General features: G+C 71.7%; 24 protein-coding genes and 2 pseudogenes. 10 read left to right on the top strand and 16 right to left on the bottom strand.

The window, feature by feature from the left end; translation table 11 throughout:
• Positions 1 to 13: 13 nt before the first annotated feature.
• The 3 genes from Sspor_RS18060 to Sspor_RS18050 all read right to left on the bottom strand — a co-directional run bounded on the left by Sspor_RS18060 (position 14) and on the right by Sspor_RS18050 (position 2,922).
• Positions 14 to 442, bottom strand: a complete 429-nt coding sequence (locus tag Sspor_RS18060) for a hypothetical protein (protein WP_202200075.1) — start codon at positions 440 to 442, stop codon at positions 14 to 16.
• A gap of 59 nt (positions 443 to 501) precedes the next feature.
• The gene (locus Sspor_RS18055) at positions 502 to 1,410 is read right to left on the bottom strand and encodes a hypothetical protein (protein ID WP_202200074.1); all 909 of its coding nucleotides are present in this window, start codon (positions 1,408 to 1,410) and stop codon (positions 502 to 504) included.
• 270 nt (positions 1,411 to 1,680) lie between these two features.
• Positions 1,681 to 2,922, bottom strand: a complete 1,242-nt coding sequence (locus Sspor_RS18050) for a D-alanyl-D-alanine carboxypeptidase family protein (protein ID WP_237403918.1) — start codon at positions 2,920 to 2,922, stop codon at positions 1,681 to 1,683.
• A 121-nt stretch (positions 2,923 to 3,043) separates the two neighbouring features.
• Here Sspor_RS18050 and Sspor_RS18045 point away from each other — a divergent pair, with 121 nt between their 5' ends.
• The 3 genes from Sspor_RS18045 (at position 3,044) to Sspor_RS18035 (ending at position 6,269) form a co-directional block, all read left to right on the top strand.
• Positions 3,044 to 3,337 (top strand): SCO4848 family membrane protein, encoded by a 294-nt coding sequence (locus Sspor_RS18045; protein WP_202200072.1) that lies wholly within the window; start codon positions 3,044 to 3,046, stop codon positions 3,335 to 3,337.
• The gene (locus Sspor_RS18040) at positions 3,334 to 4,590 is read left to right on the top strand and encodes a metallophosphoesterase (protein ID WP_202200071.1); all 1,257 of its coding nucleotides are present in this window, start codon (positions 3,334 to 3,336) and stop codon (positions 4,588 to 4,590) included. The genes Sspor_RS18045 and Sspor_RS18040 overlap by 4 nt, the downstream gene beginning before the upstream one ends.
• Positions 4,591 to 4,712: 122 nt before the next feature.
• The gene (locus Sspor_RS18035) at positions 4,713 to 6,269 is read left to right on the top strand and encodes an ABC transporter substrate-binding protein (RefSeq protein WP_202200070.1); all 1,557 of its coding nucleotides are present in this window, start codon (positions 4,713 to 4,715) and stop codon (positions 6,267 to 6,269) included.
• A 28-nt stretch (positions 6,270 to 6,297) separates the two neighbouring features.
• On the opposite strand, the gene Sspor_RS18030 is transcribed toward Sspor_RS18035, so the two are convergent.
• From Sspor_RS18030 to Sspor_RS17985, 10 genes are all read right to left on the bottom strand, one after another.
• Positions 6,298 to 7,038 carry a TetR/AcrR family transcriptional regulator gene (locus Sspor_RS18030; protein WP_202200069.1) on the bottom strand — a complete coding sequence of 247 codons (741 nt, stop codon included), beginning with the start codon at positions 7,036 to 7,038 and terminating at the stop codon, positions 6,298 to 6,300.
• Positions 7,039 to 7,049: 11 nt separating this feature from the next.
• The gene (locus Sspor_RS18025; RefSeq protein ID WP_237403917.1) at positions 7,050 to 7,478 is read right to left on the bottom strand and encodes a thiol-disulfide oxidoreductase DCC family protein; all 429 of its coding nucleotides are present in this window, start codon (positions 7,476 to 7,478) and stop codon (positions 7,050 to 7,052) included.
• Positions 7,479 to 7,481: 3 nt separating this feature from the next.
• Positions 7,482 to 7,886, bottom strand: coding sequence for a hypothetical protein (locus Sspor_RS18020; protein ID WP_202200068.1), 405 nt, complete (start codon positions 7,884 to 7,886; stop codon positions 7,482 to 7,484).
• Between the two features lie 438 nt (positions 7,887 to 8,324).
• Positions 8,325 to 8,891 (bottom strand): hypothetical protein, encoded by a 567-nt coding sequence (locus tag Sspor_RS18015; protein ID WP_202200067.1) that lies wholly within the window; start codon positions 8,889 to 8,891, stop codon positions 8,325 to 8,327.
• 55 nt (positions 8,892 to 8,946) lie between these two features.
• Positions 8,947 to 10,065, bottom strand: coding sequence for a serine hydrolase domain-containing protein (locus tag Sspor_RS18010; protein WP_202200066.1), 1,119 nt, complete (start codon positions 10,063 to 10,065; stop codon positions 8,947 to 8,949).
• A 220-nt stretch (positions 10,066 to 10,285) separates the two neighbouring features.
• Positions 10,286 to 11,044: a succinate dehydrogenase iron-sulfur subunit gene (locus Sspor_RS18005; protein ID WP_202200065.1), complete on the bottom strand. Its 759-nt coding sequence runs from the start codon at positions 11,042 to 11,044 to the stop codon at positions 10,286 to 10,288.
• Positions 11,044 to 12,798 carry a succinate dehydrogenase flavoprotein subunit gene (gene sdhA, locus Sspor_RS18000; RefSeq protein ID WP_033219576.1) on the bottom strand — a complete coding sequence of 585 codons (1,755 nt, stop codon included), beginning with the start codon at positions 12,796 to 12,798 and terminating at the stop codon, positions 11,044 to 11,046. The genes Sspor_RS18005 and sdhA overlap by 1 nt, the downstream gene beginning before the upstream one ends.
• A gap of 23 nt (positions 12,799 to 12,821) precedes the next feature.
• Positions 12,822 to 13,313, bottom strand: coding sequence for a succinate dehydrogenase hydrophobic membrane anchor subunit (locus Sspor_RS17995; protein ID WP_202200064.1), 492 nt, complete (start codon positions 13,311 to 13,313; stop codon positions 12,822 to 12,824).
• A 5-nt stretch (positions 13,314 to 13,318) separates the two neighbouring features.
• Positions 13,319 to 13,699: a succinate dehydrogenase, cytochrome b556 subunit gene (sdhC, locus tag Sspor_RS17990; RefSeq protein ID WP_078909238.1), complete on the bottom strand. Its 381-nt coding sequence runs from the start codon at positions 13,697 to 13,699 to the stop codon at positions 13,319 to 13,321.
• A gap of 152 nt (positions 13,700 to 13,851) precedes the next feature.
• Entirely contained in the window at positions 13,852 to 14,484 is a 633-nt protein-coding gene (locus tag Sspor_RS17985; RefSeq protein ID WP_202200063.1) for a 2-oxo-4-hydroxy-4-carboxy-5-ureidoimidazoline decarboxylase, read from the bottom strand.
• Between the two features lie 343 nt (positions 14,485 to 14,827).
• Here Sspor_RS17985 and Sspor_RS17980 point away from each other — a divergent pair, with 343 nt between their 5' ends.
• Together Sspor_RS17980 and Sspor_RS41130 are read left to right on the top strand one after the other, a co-directional pair.
• Positions 14,828 to 15,571: an RNA polymerase sigma factor gene (locus tag Sspor_RS17980; protein ID WP_202203719.1), complete on the top strand. Its 744-nt coding sequence runs from the start codon at positions 14,828 to 14,830 to the stop codon at positions 15,569 to 15,571.
• On the top strand, positions 15,571 to 16,605 hold the full coding sequence (locus Sspor_RS41130; RefSeq protein ID WP_202200062.1) for a hypothetical protein: 1,035 nt from the start codon (positions 15,571 to 15,573) through the stop codon (positions 16,603 to 16,605). Before Sspor_RS17980 ends, Sspor_RS41130 begins: the two co-directional genes overlap by 1 nt.
• A 264-nt stretch (positions 16,606 to 16,869) precedes the next feature.
• On the opposite strand, the gene Sspor_RS17970 is transcribed toward Sspor_RS41130, so the two are convergent.
• Positions 16,870 to 17,748 carry a L,D-transpeptidase family protein gene (locus tag Sspor_RS17970; protein WP_202200061.1) on the bottom strand — a complete coding sequence of 293 codons (879 nt, stop codon included), beginning with the start codon at positions 17,746 to 17,748 and terminating at the stop codon, positions 16,870 to 16,872.
• A gap of 203 nt (positions 17,749 to 17,951) precedes the next feature.
• Between Sspor_RS17970 and Sspor_RS17965 the strand changes: the two genes are divergently transcribed.
• Together Sspor_RS17965 and leuE are read left to right on the top strand one after the other, a co-directional pair.
• The gene (locus Sspor_RS17965; protein WP_202200060.1) at positions 17,952 to 19,532 is read left to right on the top strand and encodes an acyl-CoA mutase large subunit family protein; all 1,581 of its coding nucleotides are present in this window, start codon (positions 17,952 to 17,954) and stop codon (positions 19,530 to 19,532) included.
• Positions 19,533 to 19,577: 45 nt separating this feature from the next.
• A complete protein-coding gene (gene leuE / locus Sspor_RS17960) occupies positions 19,578 to 20,228 on the top strand; it encodes a leucine efflux protein LeuE (protein ID WP_202200059.1) in 651 nt (216 codons plus the stop codon).
• A gap of 6 nt (positions 20,229 to 20,234) precedes the next feature.
• Here the strand turns inward: leuE and Sspor_RS17955 are convergent.
• A pseudogene (locus Sspor_RS17955) lies at positions 20,235 to 21,579 on the bottom strand (polysialyltransferase family glycosyltransferase).
• Positions 21,579 to 22,562: a glycosyltransferase family 2 protein gene (locus Sspor_RS17950; RefSeq protein ID WP_202200058.1), complete on the bottom strand. Its 984-nt coding sequence runs from the start codon at positions 22,560 to 22,562 to the stop codon at positions 21,579 to 21,581. Before Sspor_RS17950 ends, Sspor_RS17955 begins: the two are co-directional and overlap by 1 nt.
• A 176-nt stretch (positions 22,563 to 22,738) precedes the next feature.
• Here Sspor_RS17950 and Sspor_RS17945 point away from each other — a divergent pair, with 176 nt between their 5' ends.
• The 3 genes and pseudogenes from Sspor_RS17945 (at position 22,739) to Sspor_RS40625 (ending at position 25,806) form a co-directional block, all read left to right on the top strand.
• Complete coding sequence (locus tag Sspor_RS17945) at positions 22,739 to 24,118, top strand: DUF6716 putative glycosyltransferase (protein WP_202200057.1); 1,380 nt, start codon at positions 22,739 to 22,741, stop codon at positions 24,116 to 24,118.
• Positions 24,115 to 24,483: pseudogene (locus Sspor_RS40630) on the top strand (acylneuraminate cytidylyltransferase family protein); the annotation flags it as partial. The gene Sspor_RS17945 and the pseudogene Sspor_RS40630, both read left to right, overlap by 4 nt.
• A 414-nt stretch (positions 24,484 to 24,897) precedes the next feature.
• Positions 24,898 to 25,806: an N-acetylneuraminate synthase family protein gene (locus Sspor_RS40625; RefSeq protein WP_237404338.1), complete on the top strand. Its 909-nt coding sequence runs from the start codon at positions 24,898 to 24,900 to the stop codon at positions 25,804 to 25,806.
• Positions 25,807 to 25,824 lie beyond the last annotated feature (18 nt).

The raw sequence follows: 25,824 nt of genomic DNA, 5'->3' as shown, positions 1-25,824 counted from the left end.
CCGGCGGGACGTCCTACCAGGTGCCGTTGCCGCAGCCGTACACCCACCGGTGCGAGGCGGCGTTGTCGTGGACCGCCTTCCACTGACCGCTGGCGTCGCCGTTGCGGGTCCAGTTGAACGTCTGCGCGTTGCCCCGCAGGTTCCACTCGGTGCCGTAGCCGATACACGCGTAGGCACCGGTGTTGTTCTCGTTGTAGTAGATGTTGACGTGGTCGCGGCCGCCGGCGCTGCCGCTGTTGCGGACCCAGTCGACCTTGTTCTTGACCTGGTACGGCCAGTCGCCGGAGTTGCCGGCGTTCTGGTAGAGGTAGTTGTAATCGTCCGAATAGGCGCAGAAGTTCGTGTAGCCGCAGCCGCCGTCGGCCTGCGCGGCGGTCGGAACGGCCACCACCGCCGCACCGGCGATCGCGAGCCCCACGAGGAGCGTCCTGAGCTTGTTCATCTGGGGTCCCTCCCAAAGAGTGCCGTACATGGTTCACCGCCGGTCGGCGGTACGCGAAGTCAGCCCCCGGGGTGCCGGGCGACCACATCGCGAGCTGTGGGCAGGGCCGCCGCCTGCAACCGGCGCATGGCGTCGAAGGCGGCCCCGTTCTCGGCGCGGATCATGGCCGAATAGCGCCGGTGCAGGTCCTGTGCGGTGTCGGCCAGGCCGGTCGAGCGGGCGCACTCGGCCTGGGCGACGGCCATCGGTACGTCCTGCGCCTCGGCTTCCGGGCCGGTCCGCGCCAGCTGCTCGTCGCGCTGCCGGACCGGGTGCTCCGCGGGGAAGCCGCGCCGGCCGACGCACTCGCTCCACCCGGCCAGGGCCGTCCGGAACGCGGGGTCCTGGTTCACCCGGCCGGTACGCGTCGCGCCGAGCTGTTTCACGGTTTCGCTGGAGCCGTACCAGAGGCGCGCGTCCCCGTAGAGCTGTCGCCACGATGCGGCGATGCAGCCCCGGTCGCTGTGGCTCAGTGTGCCTCCGCCCGGGTTCCGGACCTCCAGCCCCTTCGCGTCGGGTCCCATGAGGGCCGCTCCCAGAGCCTCCAGCCGCTCCGCGGAGAGCCCGCTGCGGTACCGGCCGCGCGGGCCCGAGGCCGCCTCCTCGTCCAGCTGCCGCTCGATGCGGCGCCCGAAGCCCTGGCGGCGGGCCCAGTCCACGTCGTCCACGCCGTACGGGAAGTCCCGGAAGTCCGGGTGCGGCACCCGCGGCACGGGCCAGTACGAGAATCCCCGCGCCCGCATGCAGTCCTGTACGAGCAGTTCTCCCGCGGTGTGGAGCAGGTCCAGCTCGGCGGTCTCCAGGGCGCGCGCCGGGGCCCGCTGCCCCGCGCCGCCGTCCGGGAGGGCGGTCCAGGCCGCCACGGCGAGCAGGGCGCCGCAGGCCGCGAGTGAGGCGGAGATCCAGCCCCGCCGGGCGGTGGTCAGCACGGGGTGCTCGCACCCCCGGACGCGGACCGCGCCCGCGCCGGGCCGTCCGCGTGTGCGGCGGGGCTCACGGCGCTCCCCGCGCTGCCCGCCATGACCGCACGGGCCACCATGACGGTGGCCGACCCCCTCCTCCGCACGGGAGGCCCCCTTCCCGACGGCGTCATACCGTCGGGAGCGAGCAAACCCTGCCGAAGTCCTGCGGTGAACCTGTGAGTTGCTAGGTGGCGCGAGTCCGGGAACGCCGCTAGGCCGCACGGCTCCCGGACGGGCTCAGATCAGCTCTTCGCCCCGGCCGCGGCGGCCCCGGGGCCAGCGGCGGTTGATCACGAAGGCGCCGCCCGCCAGGAGGGCCAGCGCGCCGCCGGCGACGCCCAGCGCGGTGCCCGCGCCGCCGCCCGCGTCCTTGCCGGCCGCCGACGGGTTGTTCTCGTGCGACTGGGCCGGGGAGCCGTGCGAGGAGGCGTCCGCGCTCTTCGGCGGCACCAGCTCACCCACCGGCTTGACCTTGCCGGCCGCCGCGAAGCCCCAGTCGAGGAGCGCGGCGGTCTGCTCGTACACCAGGTTCGCGCCGCCCCCGTCCGGGTTCATCACCGTGACCAGCAGCTTCCGGGGGCCCTGCTGGGCGACGCCGGTGAAGGTGGCCCCGGCCAGCGAGGTGTTGCCGTTCTTCACCCCCGCCATCCCCTTGTACGGGGTGATCCCGGCCGCGCCCGTCAGCAGCCGGTTGGTGTTCGCGATCTCGAAGTACTCGCGCGGCTTCCCGGGCTCCTGCAGCCCGGGGAACTTCGCGCTCACCGTGCTGCAGTACTCCCGGAAGTCCTGCTTCTGCAGTCCGGAGCGGGCGAACAGCGTGAGGTCGTACGCGCTCGACACCTGTCCCGGGGCGTCGTAGCCGTCCGGGGACACCACGTGGGTGTCCAGCGCCTGGAGCTCCTCGGCGTGCGCCTGCATGTCCTTGACGGTCTTGTCGATGCCGCCGTTCATCGCCGAGAGCACGTGCACGGCGTCGTTGCCGGACTTGAGGAACACGCCGAGCCACAGGTCGTGGACCGAGTACTCGAGGTGCTCCTTGACCCCGACCATGCTGCTGCCCGGGCCGACGCCCTCCATGTCCTTGTCGGTGACCTGGTGGATCTGTTCCTTGGGCAGGCTCGGCAGCACGGTGTCCGCGAAGAGCATCTTCATGGTCGAGGCCGGGGGCAGCTGCCAGTGCGCGTTGTGCGCGGCCAGCACCTCACCGGAGTCGGCGTCCGCCACGATCCACGACCGCCCGGTCAGGTTCGCCGGCAGGGCGGGAGCACCCGGCAGCAGGTTCACCTGGGTCCCCGGCTGGCCGAGCAGGGATCCGCCGACCGTGGACATCGAGACGGGCGGCGCCGGTGCGGGGGCCTTGCCCGGCAGGCCCTTCGCGTCGGCCGGCGGGGTCGGCGCGGCGTGTGCCGGGGCCACCAGCAGGGTGGGGACCAGCAACGCGGCGGATAGGACCGTCAGCGCGGTCGTCTTGGCGGACACGCAGGTGAAAGTACATCCCGATGAGCTGGAGGGCGCAACGGACCGGCCAATTCGAGGCAACCACCCCCGGGACAGCCCACCCCGGCGCGTCCGTCCTGGGGACGAATCCGATACTGAAGGCATGAGACTCAGCCGTACCGCCTCCTGGTTCCTGCTCGCCTTCGGCGTGTGGAGCTGGTTCATCTGGGTGTCTTTCGTCCGGAACCTGTGGAAGAACGGCAGTGGCCTTGCCTTCGATGCGGCGGGCGATCCCACTTCCTACTTCTGGGTGCACCTGACGCTCGCGGTGACGTCCTTTCTCCTGGGGACGGCGGTCGGTCTGATCGGGTTGCGCAGCGTCCTCGTCCTGCGGCGTGCGTCACGTGCGGAGCGCGCCGGAGGCACGGACCGTCCGCACCCGGGCACCTCGGCATGACGGTCCTGGTCTTCGCACTCGTCGCCCTGGCGGTCTGCGCCCTGCTGGTCCTGGTCCACCGCTGGCTCTGGATCCGCCTGGTCCGCGACACCACCGCGCCCGGCGGCCGGGCCCGGCGCATCGGCACGGCCTTGGCCATCGCCCTGCCCCTCCTCTCTGTGGCCGCGCTCACCACGGGCCGCGCGGGCGCCCCCTTCTGGCTCCAGCAGACGGTGGCCTGGCCCGGGTACCTCTGGCTCGCGGTACTCCTCTACCTGACCCTGACGATGCTGGTCGCGGAGCCGATCCGCGCGCTGTCGCTGCGCCGTCTGGCCCACTGCGACACCCCCGGGGCGGTGCCCGGCCGGCCCGGGCCCGTGGAGGCGCCCGCCGCGGCGGCGCCCGCGGCCGCCACCGTCACCGCCGAGCCGACCGCCGTGGGCGACGGGCTGACCCGGCGCCGGTTCGTCGCCCGCACGGTCGGCGGGACGGCCGCCGCCGTGGCCCTCGGCACGGTCGGGGCCGGGACCTACGGAGTCCTGCGCGGGCCGAGCGTGAAGCGGGTGCGGGTTCCCCTCGCCAAACTGCCGCGCGCGGCGCACGGCTTCCGGATCGCCGTCGTCAGCGACGTCCACCTGGGCCCGGTGCTTGGCCGCGCCCACACCCAGCGCATCGTCGACACCGTCAACCGCACCCAGCCCGACCTCATCGCCATCGTCGGCGACCTCGTCGACGGCAGCGTGCCCGACCTGGGGTCCGCCGCGGAGCCGCTGCGCCGGCTCGCCGCCCGCCACGGCTCGTACTTCGTCACCGGCAACCACGAGTACTTCTCGGGCGCCCAGCAGTGGATCGACCACGTCCGCGAGCTGGGGCTGACCCCGCTGGAGAACGCCCGCCAGGAGCTGCCCCACTTCGACCTCGCCGGGGTCAACGACATCCAGGGCGAGCAGGAGGGCAAGGGCCCCGACTTCGGTGCGGCCCTCGGCGACCGGGACCGGGCGCGGGCCGCCGTACTCCTCGCGCACCAGCCCGTCGTCATCCACGACGCCGTCCGCCACGGCGTCGACCTCCAGCTCTCCGGCCACACGCACGGCGGCCAGCTCTGGCCCGGCAACTACCTTGCGGAGCTCGCCAACCCCACCGTCGCCGGTCTGGAGCGCTACGGCGACACCCAGCTCTACGTGTCCCGCGGTGCCGGAGCCTGGGGACCCCCGGTCCGGGTCGGGGCGCCGTCCGACATCACGGTCGTCGAACTCGCCTCATTTCAGGCCTGACCCGCTCCAAACCCCGGGCCGCCCTTCTCAACTCGCCTTCCGGTGGCTGATATTCCGTGATGGGATGCCCGTTAATCGAACAGCGCATCGCTGTCATCGGGACAAGGGGTGGGGTTCAGGGGATGCGGTCTGTCCGCTCGAAGGTAATCGCGGCCGGGCTGGTCCTCGGCCTGGTCGGCGTGGGTGCCTGGCAGTTGCTGCCCGAGGACGGCAACGGCCGCGGTGCCGTCCGGGTCGGCACGAGTGACGTCGTCTCCTCCCTCGATCCCGCAGGGGCGTACGACGCCGGTTCCTGGGCCCTGTTCAGCAACATCTACCAGTCGCTGCTGACCATCAAGCCCGGCTCCGGCACCCCGGTGCCGGACGCCGCCGCCTCCTGCGCGTTCGTGGGCCAGAAACTCACCACGTACCAGTGCGAGTTGCGCCCCGACGTGACGTTCGCGAGTGGCCGCACCATCACCGCCGAGGACGTCAAGCACTCCTTCGACCGCATCAAGGCGATCAACTCCGACCAGGGTCCGGCTCCCCTGTTCAACACCCTGGAGTCGGTCAGGGCCGAGGGCCGCACGGTCACCTTCAACCTCTCCGCCGGCGACGCCACCTTCCCCTTCAAGATCGCGACGGGCGCCGCGTCGATCGTCGACAAGGAGAAGTACCCCGCGAAGTCCCTGCGCGAGGACGGCAAGGCCGACGGCTCCGGCCCGTACAAGCTGGGCGAGTACAAGGCCGGTGCGAGCGTCGAGCTCAAGCCCAACAGCTCGTACAAGGGCCAGGGAAAGCCCGCCCGCACGCCCGTCACCGTCAAGTACTTCAAGGACTCGCAGCAGCTCGACCAGGCCTGGAACGCCCACCAGATCGACGTCGCCCACCGGGACATGCCGCCCGCGGTGCTCGCCGGACTCAACCCGGGCATGAAGGACACCCGCTACCAGGCCTCCGGCGGCAGCGAGACCCGCTCCATCGTCTTCAACGTCCGCCCCGGCTCCACCGCGGCCCCGCTCGCCGTCCGCCAGGCCGTCGCCGCCGTGCTCGACCGCTCCAAGGTGGCCGCCGAGGTCCACCTGGGGACCGTCACACCGCTGTACTCGCTGGTCCCGGCGGGCATCGCCGGCCACAGCACGCCGTTCTTCGACGCCTACCCGACCCCCAGCCCGGCCGCCGCCAAGAAGCTCTTCAAGGACGCCGGGATCAACGCCGCCGTCCACCTCAACCTCGGCGTGAACGTGCGCGGCGCGAACATGCCCGAGGCCGAGGAGCTCAAGCGCCAGCTGGAGTCCACCGGCGTCTTCCAGGTGACGATCAAGCCGGTCGAGAAGTGGAGCGACTTCCAGAAGGCCTACGCGGCGGGCGAGTTCGACGCCTACACCATCGGCTGGATCGCGGACTTCCCGGACGCGGACAACTTCCTCGCTCCGCTCGTCGGCGCCGACTCGTCCATGAACAACGGCTTCTCCGACAAGCACGTCGACGAGCTGATCACCCGCACCCAGTCCCACTCGGAGCGCAGCGAGGCGGCCTCCGAGTTCCGCGACCTCCAGAAGCTGGTCGCCCAGCAGGCGCCGATGGTGCCGATCTGGCAGAAGAAGGACTACGTGATGTCCCGCGAGGGAGTCACCGGAGCCCAGTACCTGTCGGACGGCACCGGCGTCTGGCGGCTGTGGGAACTCGACTGGCTGTAGCCGGGGCCTGCCGCCGAGTTCCCGGCGGCTACGCGGGGTCCGTCTCCGGGTGCGGGTCCGAGGCCCTGCGCCGGGCCCCCGCCGTGGCCGTCTGGGCCATTCCCGGCAGGAAGTCCGCGAACAGCTCGTGCACCTCCCGCACCAGCGGCCGCAGCACCCGGAAGCGGGCCAGCACGATGCCCCGCGTCGTCAGCTGCGCGCCGCGCTCGGCGAGCCGCCGCGTCTTCTCGCTGTTCGGCGAGCGGTCGAAGACCCAGTACAGGACCAGGCCCATCTGCGCGAGCCACATCAGCTCCGGCAGTACGTCGGCCAGCTCGGCCGGGACCTTCGTCTTCGCCCCCGCCAGCACCTCGCGGTGGATGCTGATCGCCGCCTTGCGCGCCGCTTCCGATTCCGGCGAGAACGGGCTGAGCGGACTCTCCGGGTCGGCCGCGTTCTTGAAGAACTGCGAGGCGAACTCGTGGTACGGGGCGGCGATGTCCAGCCAGGCCGTCAACACGCCCGCGTACCGCTTCTGCAGGTCGGTCTCGTTGTCCAGGATGGGCCGGACCGCCGCCTGGTGGGCGGCGCCGATCCGGTCGTAGAACCCCTGGACCAGGTGTTCCTTCGACTCGAAGTAGTAGTAGGCGTTGCCGACCGAGACGCCGGCCTCCTTCGCGATACCCCGCATCGTCGTCTTGTCGAAGCCGCGCTCCTGGAAGAGGCGGAGCGCGGTTTCGAGGATGAGCGTGCGGGTCTGCTCGCTCTTGGGAGCCTTCTGATCAGTCACGGTGTATGAGCCTATCGGGGGACGGCGCACTGGTCGTCACAGGCCGGTCCCTCGGCACCCTCGGGGTGACCCTCGGTACGTACGGCCTCCCTCCACGCGGAGGCCGTGTGCATCGCCGCCCGGGCGAAGGGCCGGCCGGCCGGGGTGGCCAGCCAGTTCGCCTTCGGCCGGTGTTCGGCCAGCGCCCACAGGCACACGATGAAGGCGTCGGTCCCGGTCCACACCTGGCCCGAGTCCCCGATGACGGTGATCTCCCGGAGCGTCGAGGCGTGGTCGAGGCGGGGGAACCGCCGGTTCGCCTCCCAGGAGGCGGCGGGGACCAGGGCGAGCGGGACCAGCCACCGCTGCCCGAGCAGCCAGTGCCGGATGTGCACGCAGAGCGGGCAGCCGGCGTCGTAGAGGACGGTCAGTCTGCGCACGGGCGCGGCGGCGGTCGTCACGGCTCAGGCCCCGACCGGTGCGGTCCACGCCTGCGGCGGGACGGGCGGGGTCTGCTGGCGCTCCATGATCCCGCGGCGGCGCATCTTGTTCAGCACCCACACGTTCCCGAGGTGCATGAAGCCGAGGACCAGCAGGACGACGCCGAGCTTGACCGAGAGTGCCTCGAAGAGCGCGCGGGGGGTCAGGATCTCCACGCTCGACCGGAGGTAGAGGGTCACGAAGCCGATGTTCACGAGGTAGAAGCCGACCACGAGGAGCTGGTTGACGGCGTCGGCGAGCTTCTCGTTCCCGTGCAGGACGTCACCGATGAAGACGCGGCCGTTGCGGCTGAGCGTGCGGGCCACCCAGACGGTGAGGGCGATGCTGATGAGCAGGTAGATGACGTACGTGACGACGGTGAGGTCCATTGTCCCCAGCCCCTTTGAACGTGTTCAACTGCTGACAGGGATGACTGTAGGCCTCTTTTTGAACAAGTTCAAGCGATGTTCGGAGGGTGCCGCGGAAGCGGTGACCGGCCCGTCGGGCGAGCCCGGACGGCTGCACGGGCGGAACCGCGGACGAGGGGACCGTCATGCCGGTCTCGCTGACGGCCGATGTGGTGGCGGGGTGCGCGCGACGGCCCGGCGCGGGGCGGCGGCGGTCAGGACTGGAACCGGCACCGCCCGGCCGTGCGGTCTATCGGCTCCCGGGCCCGCCGGGGCGACCTCGCGGCGGGGCAGGTGTTCCTCTCCGGCCGGCGGCCGGGACCGGGCCGGCCGCCGCCTCTCCTACAGGCGGGCCGAGTTCCTCTTCAAGAAGGCCGCCGGGTCACTGGATCCGGCGGCCGGCTGCTACGCGCGCACGCCTCACATGCTGCACGAGCGCGCGTAGTTGACCTGGGACATCACCCACTGGTAGGTGTACGCGTCCACCGCCGGGATCATCGTGGAGTGGTGGCGGCCGCCGCTGGTGACGGTGACCTGGATGTAGCCGGTGGTGGTCTTCTGCTTCATCAGCAAGAAGAGCAGGCCGAGCAGGCAGAAGATGAAGAAGATGATCGCGAGCACGATCGCGTGCGGGGGGATCTTCTCCTCGGTGCGCGAGAAGTCGGTCGCGTTCCACATCGCGCCCCTGAGCGGCATGTTGCCCGAGGGGGTGATGATCTGGTCCCCGGCGATGGTGATGTCGCCCAGGGACAGACCGGCTGCGCCGACCGGAGCAGCGGCGTTGTAGGCGGGGGCCGGGATGCCGGCGCCGCCGATGGTCGGCTGGTAGGACGGGGGCGCCGGAGCCGGGTAGGGCTGCGGGTAGCCGTAACTGGCTTCACCGGGACCCCACTTGTAGTCGCCCTGGCCGGGGGTGGCGGGCGTGCCGGGCTGACCGCCCTGGCCGGCGGGGTCGCTCGTGTACGGATTCGGCTGCTGCTCGCTCATACCACCGATCCTTCCACAGGGACTTCCCCCCTGTACCCCCGGTCCCGCAACCAGGTCAGAGCGCCGCGCCGACGAGTTCCGAGATGTGCTCGCGCAGCAAGTCGCGGTCCCTGCCCGCCGGAAGGAGGGAGTAGACGACCGTGCGCCGCCCGCCCTCGGTGGCGAACACCCCGTTCGTGGAGCGGCCCATGGAGCCGGTCTTGCCCCAGACGACGGTGTGGTCGACCTCGGCGCGCATCAGCCCGCCCGCGCTGAAGCGGTCCCCCGCACCCGCGGAGAGCGCCGGCATGACGAACAACTGCCGTTGCTGGGCGGGCCTCAGCAGCCGGCCGCGCAGCAGGGCGGTCATGAAGCGTTCCAGGTCGGGGGCGTTGGAGAGCATGCCGCCCTCGGCCCAGGCCCACGGCTCGATCTCGCCGCCGTCGGCGAGCACCGGGGCGGGGACGGAGCGGTCCCCGGGCTTCGGGAGGTAGGTGTGGCGCAGCCCCAGCGGGCGGGCGATGCGGTGCTGGACCTCGTCGGCGTAGGAGCGGCCGGTGGCCTTCTCGACGACCATGCCGAGGAGGAAGTAGTTGGCGCCGTTGTACTGCTGTGTGAGCACGGGGTGTTGGGGCGCGGCGCACTTCGGGTCGGTCCAGTGGGAGACGGCCTGCTCCGGGGTGGGGGCCTCGCCCGGCCCGAAGGCGACGCAGGGCTCCGGGATGCCGCTGGTGTGGCTCAGCAGCCGGCCGACGGTGATCGGCTTCCAGTGCGCCGGAAGGGTTCCCGGCAGGAGCTCCTGGACCGGGGTGTCCAGGGTGAAGCGGCCCTCGCCGACGAGCTGGAGGACCAGGGTGGAGGTGAACAGCTTGGTGATGCTGCCGATACGGAAGTTCGCGGACGGGTCCTGCGAGAGCGGCCCCGTGGCCCCGGTCCATCCCGGGCCCGTCCCTCCCACCCGGACCATGGTGCCGCTCGCCATGGCGCCGGGCGCCATCAGCGCGGTCAGGGCGGCGGTGTCGACCGAGTGGTGCGCGCGGGCGGTACCGGTCACCGGTGGGCCGTGCGACTCGGTGGCGGAGGCGGGCAGGACGGCGCCGGCGGTGACCGACACGAGGGCCGCACCCGCGAGGGCCAGCGCGGTCCAGCGGGTCGGGCGGGTGGCGGCGGGAGCGGCGTACGGGGTCTTCGGCATGCCGCAAGTCTGCTGCGGGCAAGATCCACCGACCATGGGTGAAGCCCCCCACCGGACCCTGAGGGGCCCCTGACGGCGGCTGGGGCCGCACTCCGGGCGACGGCTGCCGCAGCGGCCGTCGCCCCGGCCGTCTGCCGCTGACGGGCCCCGGGGAACGGCGAAGGCCCCGCCCCCGGACGAACCGGGAGGCGGGGCCCTCGTACCGAGAAGGACCGGAAGGTCAGAAGCGGCGCGTGATCAGCGCGCGCTTGACTTCCTGGATCGCCTTCGTGACCTCGATGCCGCGCGGGCACGCGTCGGTGCAGTTGAAGGTCGTGCGGCAGCGCCACACGCCGTCCTTGTCGTTCAGGATCTCCAGCCGCTGCTCGCCGGCCTCGTCACGCGAGTCGAAGATGAAGCGGTGGGCGTTGACGATCGCCGCCGGGCCGAAGTACTGGCCGTCGTTCCAGAACACCGGGCACGAGGACGTGCACGCGGCGCACAGGATGCACTTGGTGGTGTCGTCGAAGCGCTCGCGGTCCTCGGCGGACTGCAGACGCTCGCGCGTCGGCTCGTTGCCCTTGGTGACCAGGAACGGCATGACGTCGCGGTAGGCCTGGAAGAAGGGCTCCATGTCGACGACAAGGTCCTTCATCACCGTGAGGCCCTTGATGGCCTCGATGGTGATCGGCTTCTCCGGGTTGATGTCCTTGATCAGCGTCTTGCAGGCGAGCCTGTTCTTGCCGTTGATCCGCATCGCGTCGGAGCCGCAGATGCCGTGCGCGCACGAGCGGCGGAACGTCAGCGTGCCGTCGAGGTCCCACTTGATCTTGTGGAGACCGTCGAGCACGCGCTCCTTCGGGTCGATCTCGATCTGGAAGTCCTGCCACTGAGACTCGTCGGAGATCTCGGGGTTGAAGCGGCGGATCCGGAAGGTGACCGTGATGAAGGGCGAGGCCGCGGCCGCGGCCTCCATCTTGTCCAGGGTCGGGGTGGCCATCAGTACTTACGCTCCATCGGCTGGTAGCGGGTGACGACGACGGGCTTGTAGTCCAGCCGGACGGAATCCTTGCCGTCGGCGCCGACCTCGCGGTACGCCATGGTGTGGCGCATGAAGTTGACGTCGTCGCGGTTCGGGTAGTCCTCGCGGTAGTGACCGCCGCGGGACTCCTTGCGCGCCAGCGCGGACACGGCCATGACCTCGGCCAGGTCGAGCAGGTTGCCCAGCTCGATGGCCTCCAGCAGGTCCGTGTTGAAGCGCTTGCCCTTGTCCTGGACGGACACGTTCTTGTAGCGCTCGCGCAGTTCCGCGATCTTCTCGACCGCGGTCTTGATGGTCTGCTCCGTGCGGAACACCATCACGCACGCGTCCATCGTCTCCTGGAGCTCCAGACGCAGGTCGGCGACCCGCTCGTTGCCCGTGGAGTTGCGCAGGTGCTCGACGAGGTCGACGACCTGCTGCGCCGGGTTCTCCGGGAGCTCGACGTAGTCGTTCTCCTGGGAGTACTTCGCGGCGGCGATGCCGGAGCGCTTGCCGAAGACGTTGATGTCCAGCAGCGAGTTGGTGCCCAGGCGGTTCGCGCCGTGCACCGACACGCACGCGACCTCGCCGGCCGCGTACAGGCCCGGGACGACGGTGGTGTTGTCGCTGAGGACCTCACCCTCGACGTTGGTCGGGATGCCGCCCATGGCGTAGTGCGCGGTGGGCTGGATCGGGATCGGGTCCGTGTACGGCTCGATGCCCAGGTAGGTGCGCGCGAACTCGGTGATGTCCGGGAGCTTCGCGTCGAGCTGCTCCGGCGGCAGGTGGGTGAGGTCCAGGTACACGTGGTCACCGGCGGGACCGCAGCCGCGGCCCTCACGGATCTCGGTGTAGATGGAGCGCGAGACGACGTCACGGGACGCGAGGTCCTTCATGACCGGCGCGTACTTCTCCATGAAGCGCTCGCCGTCCTTGTTGCGGAGGATGCCGCCCTCACCGCGGGCGCCCTCCGTCAGCAGGATGCCCATGCGCCAGATGCCCGTCGGGTGGAACTGGAAGAACTCCATGTCCTCCAGCGGCAGGCCGCGGCGGTAGCAGGCCGCCTGGCCGTCACCCGTGAGGGTGTGCGCGTTGGAGGTCACCTTGAAGAACTTGCCGGTGCCGCCGGAGGCGTAGATGACGGCCTTGGCCTGGAACACGTGGATCTCGCCGGTGGCGAGCTCGTACGCGACCACACCGGCCGACTTCTTGACGCCGTCCTCCTCGACCAGGAGCTGGTCCAGGACGTAGAACTCGTTGAAGAACTCCACGCCCTCCTTGACGCAGTTCTGGTAGAGCGTCTGGAGGATCATGTGACCGGTGCGGTCCGCGGCGTAGCAGGACCGGCGGACCGGGGCCTCGCCGTGGTTGCGCGAGTGGCCGCCGAAGCGGCGCTGGTCGATGGTGCCGTCCGGGGTGCGGTTGAACGGCAGGCCCATCTTCTCCAGGTCGAGGACCGCGTCGATGGCCTCCTTCGCCAGGATCTCGGCGGCGTCCTGGTCGACCAGGTAGTCACCACCCTTGACCGTGTCGAAGGTGTGCCACTCCCAGTTGTCCTCTTCCACGTTGGCCAGCGCGGCGGCCATGCCGCCCTGCGCGGCGCCCGTGTGGGAGCGGGTCGGGTAGAGCTTCGTCAGTACCGCGGTGCGGCTGCGCTTCGTCGACTCGATGGCGGCGCGCATGCCCGCGCCACCCGCGCCGACGATGACGGTGTCGTACTTGTGGATCTTCATTGGTTTCGCCTCAGCCCCGTTGCCTAGCGGATGTTCGGGTCGAAGGTGAAGATCACCAGCGTGCCCAGAAGGATGGTGAACACCGTGGCGGTGTAGAGCAGGCCCTTCAGCCACAGCCGCGTGTTGGCACGCTCCGCGTAGTCGTTGATGACGGTACGCAGACCGTTGGCGCCGTGCAGCATGGCCAGCCACAGCATCAGCAGGTCCCAGACCTGCCAGAACGGGGAGGCCCAGCGGCCGGCCACGAAGGCGAAACCGATCTTGGACACGCCGCCGTCGAGCACCAGCTGGATCAGCAGGTGGCCGATGACCAGGACGACGAGCACGATGCCCGAGAGGCGCATGAAGAGCCACGCGACCATCTCGAAGTTGCCGCGGGTCGAGCGCGGGGTCTTGCCGGTCCGCTTGCGCGGGGCCTCGATGTACGGCGCCGGGTTGTCGACGTCGTAGAGGGCCAGGTCGGACACGGACCCGCCGTCACCGACGCCCTTTTCGAAAGAAGTGTCAGAAGACATGCGTGTCACTTCCCGAACAGTTCAAGGTAGGCGTGGCCCAGGACGGGGTACAGAGCCCCGCCCATCAGCACGATCCAGGTGATCACGACGGTCCAGAGCATCTGCTTCTGGTAGCGCGGACCCTTGGACCAGAAGTCCACGGCGATGACACGGAGACCGTTGAGCGCGTGGAACAGGATTGCGGCGACGAGGCCGTACTCCAGCAGCGCGACGATCGGAGTCTTGTAGGTAGCCACGACATCGTCGTACGCCTCGGGGGAGACGCGGACGAGAGCGGTGTCGAGGACGTGTACGAACAGGAAGAAGAAAATGAGGACGCCGGTGACTCGATGAGCCACCCAGGACCACATTCCTTCCCGGCCGCGGTACAACGTTCCAGCCGGCACGGAAAACCCTCCGGAAGCGGGGCGGGGGCCAGCCGGCTTCTTTGTCGGTCGGGCCCGGCCGGGTACGGTCCTCCGGCCCCGGACATCGTAGCGACGCTTTGTCGGTTCCCTTGCGCGGGGGCCATCGGTGTGATCAAACAGGCACGTACGGGCTATCCCACAGGGGCGAATAGCCCGATTTCCGTGGCAGTCAGCCCATCCGGCGAGGTCAGCCAGCGTGTCAGATCCCGGAGCCGGGCCTGCGCGACACGACGCAGCTCGTCCGCGGAGATCGAGCGCTCCTCGTCCACCTCGTGGCCCATCCGCCGCCGGATCGCGCCCAGCAGCTGGTCGGCCTGCTCCTCCGGCGGATGGCCGTCGAGGCAGATCACGAAGGCGTGGCCGAACTTCCGTTCGTACTCCGCGTGGGCCGCGTCGAGGGCCAGCAGCGCGGCGTACGGGGCCCCGTGCTCCAGCTCCGCCGAGCACTCCGCGGCCAGCGCCTCGCTCAGATCGCCCTGCGAGAGGTCGTACGAGGCCTCGTCGGCGGCGGCGAGCAGGGCCCCGGGATCCGGGTAAGGGCGGTGCGCCGCCACCCGGTGCGCCCAGCGCCGGCTCCCGCAGCAGTGCAGCAGGACGGCCCGGGCGGCTTCGGGGGACAGGGCGTTGAAGCGGGTCAGTCCGAAGCCGTGGGCGGGGTCGGGGCTTCCCCCGGTGCCGGTCCGGGAGGTGCGCCCCGGGGCCTGTGCCGGAAAGTGGCTGGACAGCAGGGGGCTCCTCGGGGCGCGGCGGGGGTGTACCGCCACGCTATCGACGCAGGGCAGGGTGTGTCGTACCGATTCGGGGATTTCACCCGGAAGTGAGCCGAAAGGATGACGTGAGCGCCACGGGCAGGCATGGTGAGGGCCCCGGGGAGGGGAGGAGGGCGACCGAGGCCGCCACCCCCCACAGGAGAGGCCCCGGCCGCCATCCGTCACGGGCTCGTGCGACAAGCCCGTACCCCTGTCAGCGCCTCGGGTGCGTTTTGTGTCACACCTCGCTCCGCACAGGATTGGTTGCACGTTGTATCACTCGTGGACGAGAGGTGCTTGAAAGCCGTAACGTGCTGATTTGCGCCACACGTACAGGACAGTGAACGGGTTGGGGACTTTGCTGGGGGACGACGCGGAGCTGACCGCCGCGGTGCTCGCGGCACAGGACGGCGACGAGAACGCGTTCCGTGCTGTGTACCGCGCCGTGCACCCACGGCTGCTCGGTTACGTACGCACGCTCGTCGGCGACGGCGACGCGGAGGACGTGACCTCCGAGGCCTGGCTGCAGATCGCCCGCGACCTGGACTCCTTCACCGGCGACGCCGACCGCTTCCGCGGCTGGGCCGCCCGGATCGCCCGCAACCGCGCCCTCGACCACATCCGCATGCGCGGCCGCCGCCCCGCCATCGGCGGCGACGACACCGAGCTGACGGGCTGGGCCGGCGAGTGCGACACCGCGGGCGCGGCCATGGAGTCCCTCTCCACCGGACGGACCATGGCGCTCATCGCGCAGCTCCCGCAGGACCAGGCCGAGGCCGTCGTCCTGCGGGTCGTGGTCGGGCTGGACGCCAAGAGCGCGGCCGAGACCCTGGGCAAGCGGCCCGGCGCGGTCCGGACCGCGGCCCACCGGGGCCTGAAGAAACTGGCCGAGCTGCTCGGTCCGGAGGGCGGCTTCGATCCGGAACCGGACACCGGCGCGGATCCGGGCCCGGCGGTCGGCCATAATGCCCGTGGCCAGGCATGGGGCGGCGGGGGCGGGAGGGATCTCGACGCCGTACCCGCGCAACGCGGCCGGGGCGGGGGCTTCGCAGAGCAAACCGGTGTGACGGATTCACGTTGGCGGACGCAGAAGGACATGTGATGGCCGACGAGCGCAACAGGTGGCTGGACGAAGCCGCGGCGGAAAAACTGCTGCGCGGCGAACCGGTGGAACCTGTGGGGCCGGCCGCCGATCAGCGTGCCCGCATCGAGGCCGCCCGACTGCGTGCCGCCCTGGACGCCCTGGGTGGCGTGAACGGACCGCTGCCCGCGGGAGCGGAGGCGCCCGGCGAGGCCGCGGCGGTGGCCGCCTTCCGTGCGGCGCGCGGCGGCGCGCGCCCTTCCGCGGCACCTCCCGTGGCGGCCGCGTACGCCGAACCGCTGGTCGACCTCGGCCGCGTCGTCGTGCCCGCGCCCGCCCGCCGGCGCGGCCGGGCCGTGAGCTTCGGCCTGGCGGCGGCCCTGGCCAGTGTCGCCGTCGGCGGACTGGCCGCCGCGGCCGGCGCCGGACTGCTGGAGCGGTCCCGGCAGGACAGCGCGGGGCCCGGCCCGGCGATGTCCGTGAGCGCCGGCGAGAACCCGGCCCCCGGTATCGGAAGCGGAGCCCCGAGCCCCGGCCCGAAGCCGACGCCCACCCCGCTGCCCAGTGGCTCGAATCCGACGGCCGCCACCGGCGCGGCGCAGCCGCCGTATACGGACGGCCGTGCCGCGACACCCGGGACCGGCGCGGGCGCCGGCACCTCCTCGGGCTCGTCGGCGACGGCCGGTTCGGGCAGGGACCTCCAGGGCGGCACGGCCGCCGTGGGCGGTACGGGTGCCAAGGACGGCGACCGGGACACCTTCGGCGGCGGCACGGGCGGCAGGGATCGCGACCGTGACGGCGAGACCCGGCTCAAGGTCGCGGACCTCTGCCAGGAGTTCAAGGCGGGCCGGCTCGACGAGGCCCGCCGCGACCGGCTCTCGCGCCTGGCCAACGGCCTCACCCGGATCCCGGACTATTGCAAGGCGGTGCTCGACGACGGGGGCTCCGCCGACGGCAAGCACACCGACACCCCGCTGGAGGGCCGGACGCTCCGCGCGCCGACCCTGACGCCGTCGGCTCCGCAGGGTTCGACCGACCTGCGCACCGCCCGCTGATACATGTGCTGACCTGCCTGTAACACTTTTCGAACCGGTGGCGCAGTACATATCGAGCCGACTGGTCATCGGCCGCGCATGAGCCGGGGTTCCCCCCGTACCCCTGGGCTCTGCGCAACCGGCGCGGGCGGGGCACGTTCCCCCGGCCCTGCCCGCGCCCATTACTTCAGACCTCCGGCCCCGGCCCGCGGGTACGTCCCGCGCCCCGGGCACAGGGCTTCGCGGGACCGGACACCGGTCCCGCTCCCGGCCGCCGCAGCGGCATCACCAGTAGACGACGACCTTGTCGCCGACCTGCACCTGGTCGAACAGCGCCGACAGCTTGCCCTTGTCCCGGACGTTCACGCAGCCGTGCGAGGCCCCGTTGTAGCCGCGGGCCGCGAAGTCGGCCGAGTAGTGCACCGCCTGGCCGCCGCTGAAGAACATCGCGTACGGCATCGGCGTGTGGTAGATCGTCGACGTCCACTCCTTGGCCTTCCAGCCCACGTCGAAGACGCCCTCGCGGGTCGGGGTGTTCTCCGAGCCGAAGCGCACGTCCATCGTGGAGACGACCTTGCCGTCGATCATCCAGGCGAGGGTGCGGCTCTCCTTGCTGATGCACATGACGCGGCCCGTCATGCAGCGCGGGTCCGGCGCGTCGACCTCGTTGACGGTCGACGGGCGCAGTTCGTCGGCGGTGGGCTTCTTGCTGGCGCTCTGGATCTTCTTCCAGGTGGCATCGTCGACCGAACCGGTGGCGGTCAGCCCGTTCTTCGACTGGAAGGTCTTGACCGCGGCGGTCGTCTTGGAGCCGTAGAAGCCGGTCGGCGCGACCGACATCAGCTTGAGCTGCCGCAGCCGGGCCTGCAGCTCGCGCACCTGGTCGTTCTCGTCGCCGTTGGCCATGACCTGCTTCACCGAGGGCGAAGGGGAGGCCGAGGCGGAGGCCGACGCGGAGGCCGAGGCGGACGGCGACGGCGAGGTCTCGCCGGGCTTGTTGTCGGTGGAGGGGGAGGCTTCGGGGGAGGTGCCCGCCGTGGGCGAGGACGAAACCGAGGAAGAGGAGGCCACGGGCTCCGTCTTCTGCGGTCCGCAGGCGGTCGCGGCGAGTGCGACGGCGGTTGCCACCCCGAACGTGCGGATTATGACTCTCTGGCGCTGCATTGCAGTCCCCCCGGTTTCTACGTCGTGTATCTAGGTGATGCTCCGCGTGCGTGGACAGTTGCACTCGGCTCCGGGATGTTGCGCCATTGTGACCGGCAGTCGTCCGCAGCCTTACGAAGCGGTTCGCGGCTGGGCACCCCAGCGGTGGCTCGGGGAGGTTCTACCAGTCCCGGGCCCGGTTGCTCCACGGAGGACTACGTCACATGGCACATACCGAGAGCGGCATCCCCATCGAACCCGTCTACGGACCGGGCGACCTGACGGGGTGGGACCCGGCGGCCGAACTCGGGCAGCCGGGCGACTTCCCCTACACGCGGGGGATTTATCCGAACATGTACACCGGCCGGCCGTGGACGATGCGGCAGTACGCCGGCTTCGGCACCGCCACCGAGTCCAACGCCCGCTACCGGCAGCTCATCGAGGGCGGCGGCACCGGGCTGTCCGTCGCCTTCGACCTGCCGACCCAGATGGGACACGACTCCGATGCCCCGCTCGCCCAGGGCGAGGTGGGCAAGGTCGGCGTCGCCGTCGACTCGGTCGACGACATGCGGACGCTGTTCGACGGGATCCCCCTCGACCGGGTCTCCACCTCGATGACGATCAACGCGCCCGCCGCGCTGCTCCTGCTGCTCTACCAACTGGTGGCGGAGGAACAGGGCATTCCGGGCACACAGCTCACGGGGACGGTCCAGAACGACGTCCTGAAGGAGTACATCGCGCGCGGGACGTACATCTTCCCGCCCGGCCCCTCGCTGCGGCTGACGGCCGACACCTTCCGCTACTGCCGGACCGAGATCCCCCGGTGGAACACCATCTCCATCTCCGGCTACCACATGGCCGAAGCCGGCGCCTCGCCCGCGCAGGAGGTGGCCTTCACCCTCGCCGACGGCATCGCCTACGTCCGTACCGCCCTGGCGGCCGGGATGGCGGTCGACGAGTTCGCGCCCCGGCTCTCCTTCTTCTTCGTCGCCCGCACCACCCTGCTGGAGGAGGTCGCGAAGTTCCGCGCGGCCCGGCGGATCTGGGCCCGCGTCATGCGGGAGGAGTTCGGGGCACGGGACCCGAAGTCGCTGATGCTGCGCTTCCACACCCAGACGGCCGGGGTCCAGCTCACCGCGCAGCAGCCGGAGCTCAATCTCGTACGGGTGGCCGTGCAGGCCCTGGCCGCCGTCCTCGGCGGCACCCAGTCGCTCCACACCAACTCCTTCGACGAGGCGATCGCGCTCCCGACCGAGAAGTCCGCCCGCCTCGCCCTGCGCACCCAGCAGGTCCTCGCGCACGAGACGGACGTCCCGCACACCGTGGACCCCTTCGCCGGGTCGTACGCGGTGGAGCGGATGACGGACGAACTGGAGGCGGCGGCGCTCGCGCTGATGCGCCGGATCGAGGACCAGGGCGGGGCGGTGGCCGCGATCGAGGCCGGGTTCCAGAAGGCCGAGATCGAGCGGAACGCCTACCGCATCGCGCAGGAGACGGAGAGCGGGGAGCGGGTGGTCGTCGGGGTCAACCGCTTCACCCTGCAGCGCGAGGAACCGTACGAGCCGCTGCGCGTGGACCCGGCGATCGAGGCGCGGCAGTGCGCGGCGCTGGCCCGGCTGCGGGCGGAGCGCGACGGGGCGGCGGTCACGTCGGCGCTCGCGGCCCTGAAGGAGGCGGCGGCGGGGACGGCGAACGTGCTGTACCCGATGAAGGAGGCGCTGCGGGCCCGGGCCACGGTGGGGGAGGTGTGCGGGGCGCTGCGGGAGGTGTGGGGGACGTACGAGCCGACCGGTTCCACCTGGTGAAACAGACTGGCGCGACAGGTGCAACCTTGTGGGACACTCCTGCGCATGCTGGGTGTGACAGATCTTCCGACTTATCTCGCCGGCCTGGTGCTGATCATTCTGCTGCCGGGCCCGAACTCCCTCTACGTCCTCTCCGTGGCCGCCCGCCGCGGGGTGCGCACCGGGTACAAGGCCGCCGCCGGGGTGTTCACCGGCGACGCCGTGCTCATGCTGCTGACCGCGGTGGGCGCCGGGGCACTGCTGCGGGCGAGCCCGCTCGTGTTCACCGTGGTGAAGTTCCTCGGCGCCGGCTACCTGGCGTGGCTGGCCGTGGGGATGATGCGGGGCGCCTGGGCGCTGTGGCGCACGCGCGCGGAGCGGACCGAGACGGAGGCCGCCGTCCCCGCCGATCCGGCCGAGAACGAGCGGCCCTACCGGCGGGCGCTGCTGATCAGCCTTCTCAACCCGAAGGCCATCCTCTTCCTGATGTCCTTCTTCGTGCAGTTCGTCGACCCGTCCTACGCCTACCCGGCGCTGTCCTTCCTGGTCCTGGGCGGGCTGCTGCAGACCGGCAGCTTCCTGTACCTGACGATGCTGATCTTCGGCGGGACCCGGCTCTCGGCGGCCTTCCGGCGCCGCAAGCGGCTGTCGGCCGGGGCCACCTCGGCGGCGGGCGTGCTGTTCCTCGGCTTCGCGGCCAAGCTCGCCGTCAGCTGAGGCCCCTCAGCTGACGACGCGGCGCAGCCCCCCCATCCGCCGCACGACCCGGCGCACCGCCCGGCTGCGCGGCAGGAACGACAGCTGCGCCGGGATCCCGCCCGGCAGGCCGAGCGCGGTCAGCCGGCGGCGGGTGAAGTACCGCCGGGTGCGCGGGGTCAGGTGCCTGGCCAGATAGGCCTCGGCCGCCGGGCGGCGCGCGGCCAGGATCTGCGGCTGCATGGTGAACCCGACGGCGGTCAGCAGCGCGGCCGGCTCCGCGCGGACCTGCTCGGGCGTCGGAGGCGTCCAGGTACGCACCGCCTCGGCGTCGGCGAGGTCCGGCAGCAGGGCGTCCACCAGGGCCAGCGGAACGCGGTTGCTGTTCGGGTACGGGGTCAGCGCGGCCAGCACCGCGCCGGTCCCGGTCCGCGCCACCGGAAGCCCGTACAGCGTGGCGGCGGTCAGCAGCCCGGTGGAGAAGCAGCCGACGACCAGCGCGGGGCGCAGCCGCTGGTAGAGGGTCTCGGCCAGGACCGGGGCGGCCATCACGGTCAGCCGGGCGCCCAGCCGCCCGGCCTCCTCCTCGGCCCGGCGGCAGTACGCGGCCGGGGCGCCGGGGTGCGGTTTGAAGACCAGCTCCCGGTGGCCCAGGGCGTGCGCGCCCCGGACCATCGACACGTGCAGCTCCTCCTCCTCGGCCAGGGTCATCAGGTCGAGCGCCGAGAGGTACTGGCCCAGCAGGAGGGCCGGGGGCGGTCCGGCGGCCTCCACCTCGGTGGCGTCGGCGAGCTCCGCGAGGACCTTGAGGAACGGTTCCGTCGGTACCACTTCCACCCGCGCCCCGAACTCCGTCAGCAGCAGGGGCTCCAGCCCGGGCACCAGGTCCAGGTGGAGCACCCGCCGCACCCGCATCCCGAGCTGCGGGTCGAGGCGGAAGCGGGTGGGTCCGTAGCTCATGAGCCCGTCGGCGTAGACGTCGACGGCCGCGCCCGGGAAGAGCCGGCACAGGCTCTGGGCGGGCGGGACCTGGAGGGACTCCACGATCAGTTCGATCCGGTCCTCGCCCAGCTTCCACAGCATGCGCAGCTGCCGCTCCCAGACCGGCACGTCCTCCGCGCGCGGGGCCCAGGTGCTCGGGTGCTGCGGCTCGATGACGCGGTTCCAGTCCAGGACCTCGTCGAAGCGCGAGCGCAGGGCGGCGGGCGAAGCCCGGCATGTCCGTGAGCCCCGGGGTGACCTCGGCGGTGACGGCGTGGTTGCTGGTCAGCAGGATGCGGCGGCCGGCGGGCGGGAAGGAGCCCGCGTCGATGCCCGCCGCGAGCGTGGCCGCGCCGTAGAGGGTGGAGGCCAGGAAGATCTGGGTGGGCATCAGGCGTTCGCCCCCGACGGGGCGGTGCGGCGGCCCGTGCGCAGGCGGCGCAGCACGGTGGAGCGTTCGGCGTCCATCGAGTCCAGCACCCGGTCCAGTACGTCCTGCGGCATGCGGCCGAGCGCGGCCGTGCTCATGAGGCGGAGTTTCTTGGCCACGTCCGGCTCGAACCTTTCGATGGACCCGAAATGGTGGGCGATCATTGCACAATAGGTCCGGACGGCTTTCGGGAGCAGCCGGTCGCATTCCCGGTCGGCAATGACTTCCGCGAGTACTTGATCGAATGCGCGGATGAAATCGAGCTGCCGTTCGTCCCCCACTTGCGTCAATGAGGTGGAAACCCCGCGCCGGTAGAACACGCCGGGCAGCCCGACCGCGGCGAAGGACGCCGCCTCCCGGTGCAGCCGCCAGATCCACGGCCGGTCCTCGGCGGTCCGCAGCCCGTCGGTGAAGTGCAGCACCCCCCGGTCCAGCAGCCGCCGGTGGTACATCCCGGCCCAGGCGTACGGATAGTCCACCGAGGTGGCCCGGTCGGCGGGCAGGATCGCGGTGCGCGGTGCGGCGACCACCGACTGCGGGCCGAAGGGAACACGCTGCACGCTCCGCGTCCGGCCGGTGCACCTCACATGGTCGGTTCGGACGAAATCACAGCTCAGGGCCTCTATGGCGGCCAGGGTGCGGGCCAGGTGGCCGGGCGCCAGCCAGTCGTCGCCGTCCAGGAAGGCCAGGTACTCGCCACGGGCCGCGTCCAGACCGGTGTTCCGCGCGGTGGCCAGTCCGCCGTTGCGCGCGTGTCTGAGGTGCACCGCACCCGGCAGCTCGCGCGCCGCCCGTTCCAGCAGGTCGGGCGTCCCGTCCGTCGAACAGTCGTCGACGAGCAGGAACTCGAAATCCTCCCGGGCGTTGAGTTCGAGACTCTTCAGGGCATCCGGTGCGTATGTCTGCACGTTGTAGAACGGCACGACGACGGAGAGCTTGGGCACCAGCGAGACATTAGGGTGCCGCCCGGCATTCACTGTGGCCCGGATGCGGATTCCATGTGAACGGCGCGGGGCGGGCGAGTTAACCCGTCCGCTTTCGCATTTGGTCGACACGTTGTTAACCCGCTGTTGTGCGGTCGTTGGGCCGATCACCGAAATTGCGGAATAGCTTCTGCCGCGTGCCAGAACGCAAACGCGTCGCCGTACTCGCCGATTCCGATACGCGATGGAAATGGGGCGCACTCACCGCCCGCCGTCTCGTGCCCGACCACCAGCTCACCGGATTCCTGCTGCGCGGCCGCGCCACGCCCACCGCGCGCCAGCTCGGTGAGGTGGGGGTGCGGGCCGACCGGCTGTCCGAGGTGACCTGCGCCGAGTTCCTCGCCGAGATCGAAGGCGAGCACTACGACGTGGTCGTCCTCGCGCTCGTCGGAGGGGCCGTCCAAGCCGTCCTGCACGGGGCCCGCGCCCTGTGGCCCGCCCCGGCCCGGCGCCCCGTACTCGTCACCGGCTACGTGGGCGTCGTGTACGAGAAGCTCGCCGACGGGCTGCTGCTGCGGCACGGCGCCGACCTCGTCCTCGCCAACTCCCGCCACGACGCCCAGCGCTTCCGCGCCGTGTACGAGGGCGTCGGTGCGGACGCCGCCGCCGTCACCGAGACCGCGCTGCCCTTCCTGGGCGGAGCGCCGTACGAGCCGGCCGGGAGCCGCGCCCACACGGTGGTCTTCGCCGTCCAGCCCTCCGTGCCCGACAGCCGCGCGGACCGCGCCTACCTGCTGGAACGGGCCGCCGGACACGCGCGGCTGCACCCCGACCGGGAGGTGCTGATCAAGCTGCGCAGCAAGCCCGGGGAGCACACCACGCACCTGGAGGAGCAGCCCTACCAGCGGCTCGCGGAGCGGATCCCGGGCGGACTGCCCGCCAACTGCCGCCTGGTGTACGGAAACATGGGCGAGGTCCTGGACGGCGCCGACCTGCTGGTCACCGTCTCCTCCACGGCCGCCCTGGAGTCCCTGCACCGCTCCATCCCGACGGCGATCCTCACCGACCTCGGCATCCGCGAGGCCCTCGGCAACCACCACTTCCTCGGCTCCGGCTGCCTGGCCTCCTGGGACCAGATCGACTCCGGGCTCCTGCCGGCCGGCGATCCGCTCTGGCTGGCGGCGCAGGGCGTACTCCCGGGCCCGGGCCCGGGCCCCGACCCGGCCGGGACCGGCGCGGCCGCGCCGCGTTCGTCCGCCGAGGCCGCCGCAGGCGCGGCGCACGACCCCTACGCCGTCGCCCGGGCCAAGGTCGCCGGATTGCTCGCCGCGGCCCGGCTGCCCTCACCCGCCCCCTACTACACGCGCACCACCGCCCCCGGATACCTCCCCGGGATCCTCGCCCGCCACCACCTCGCGCCCGACGGCATCCCGCTGCCCGGCGCGGTGCGGCCAGCCGCGGGGGAGTCCCGGCTGCGCCGCCGGCTCCGCGCCCACCTGCGCGAGGCGGCCCGCGGGGCGTACCGGCACGGTGTGCAGCGCGTGGCCCCGGTGATCCGCAGGCTGGGGGAGCTGTGAGGGTCCTCGCCGTCATCCCGGCCCGCGGCGGCTCCAAGGGAGTCCCGGGCAAGAACCTCGCCGAGGTCGCGGGGACCCCGCTGGTCGCCCGCGCCGTCCTGGCCTGCCGGGCCGCGCCGACCGTCACCGACGTGGTGGTCTCCACCGACTCCGCGGCGATCGCCGCCGCCGCCCGCGCTGCCGGAGCGGACGTCGTCTCCCGCCCCACCGCCCTCTCCGGCGACACCGCGAGCAGCGAGGCCGTCGTCCTGCACGCGCTCGCCGCCTTCGAGGAACTGCACTCCCTCGCCGTGGACGTGGTCCTCCTCGTCCAGTGCACCAGCCCCTTCCTCGCCACCTCCGACGTCGAGTCCGTCGCCGTGGCCGTCGCCTCCGGGGCGGCGGACTCGGCCCTGACCGTGGCCCCGTTCCACGGGTTCCTCTGGCGGGAGGGGGCCGACGGCTCCGGGGCCGGCGTCAACCACGACAAGGCGCTGCGCCCCCGGCGCCAGGACCGGCCGCAGGACCTGCTGGAGACGGGCGCCGCCTACGCCATGGACGCCGCGGGCTTCCGCACCGCCCGGCACCGGTTCTTCGGCCGCACCCTCCCCGTCGCCACCGACCCCGCCCGGGTCCTGGAGATCGACGACCCGCACGACCTGGCCCGTGCCCGACTGCTCGCACCCCTGCTCGACCCGCGCCCGGGAGCACACCCCGCACAGCCCGCCCCGGACCGCGACGCGCACCCCGACCCGCAGCCCACACCCCGTACACCCCCGCACCGAAGGACGCCTCCTGCCATGACGACCACCCCCGACCCCCGCCTGCGTACCTTCGGCTCCCGCGCCGCGGGCCCCGGCCGCCCCGTCTACGTCGTCGGCGAGATCGGCATCAACCACAACGGCGACCTCGGCAACGCCTTCGCCCTCATCGACGCCGCCGCCGAAGCGGGCTGCGACGCCGTGAAGTTCCAGAAGCGCACCCCGGAGATCTGCACCCCGCGCGACCAGTGGGACATCGAACGCGACACCCCCTGGGGCCGGATGACCTACATCGACTACCGCCACAAGGTCGAGTTCGGCGAGGACGAGTACCGGGCCATCGACGACCACTGCGCCAGGCGCGGCATCGACTGGTTCGCCTCCCCGTGGGACACCGAGGCCGTCGCCTTCCTGGAGAAGTTCGACGTCCCCGCCCACAAGGTGGCCTCCGCCTCCCTCACCGACGACGAGCTGCTGCGCGCCCTGCGCGCCACCGGCCGCACCGTCGTCCTGTCCACGGGCATGTCCACCCCGCAGCAGATCCGCCACGCGGTCGAGGTGCTCGGCAGCGCCAACATCCTTCTCTGCCACGCCACTTCGACGTACCCGGCCAAGGCCGAGGAGCTCAACCTGCGGGTGATCAACACCCTCCGGGAGGAGTACCCCAACGTCCCGATCGGCTACTCCGGCCACGAGACGGGCCTGCAGACCACCCTCGCCGCCGTCGCCCTCGGCGCCACCTTCGTCGAGCGCCACATCACCCTCGACCGCGCGATGTGGGGCTCGGACCAAGCCGCCTCCGTCGAGCCCGGCGGCCTCACCCGCCTCGTCCGCGACATCCGCACCATCGAGACCGCCCTCGGCGACGGCGTCAAGCGCGTCTACGACTCCGAGCTCGGCCCCATGAAGAAGCTCCGCCGCGTCCGGGGCGAGCTGGCCGCCGTCTGACCCCCGGGGGTGTCGTGC

It is taken from the genome of Streptomyces spororaveus (genome assembly GCF_016755875.1).
GTDB lineage: Bacteria > Actinomycetota > Actinomycetes > Streptomycetales > Streptomycetaceae > Streptomyces > Streptomyces spororaveus.
The sequence above is the reverse complement of the archived record's forward strand: the minus strand, read 5'-3'. Positions and strand labels throughout refer to the sequence as shown.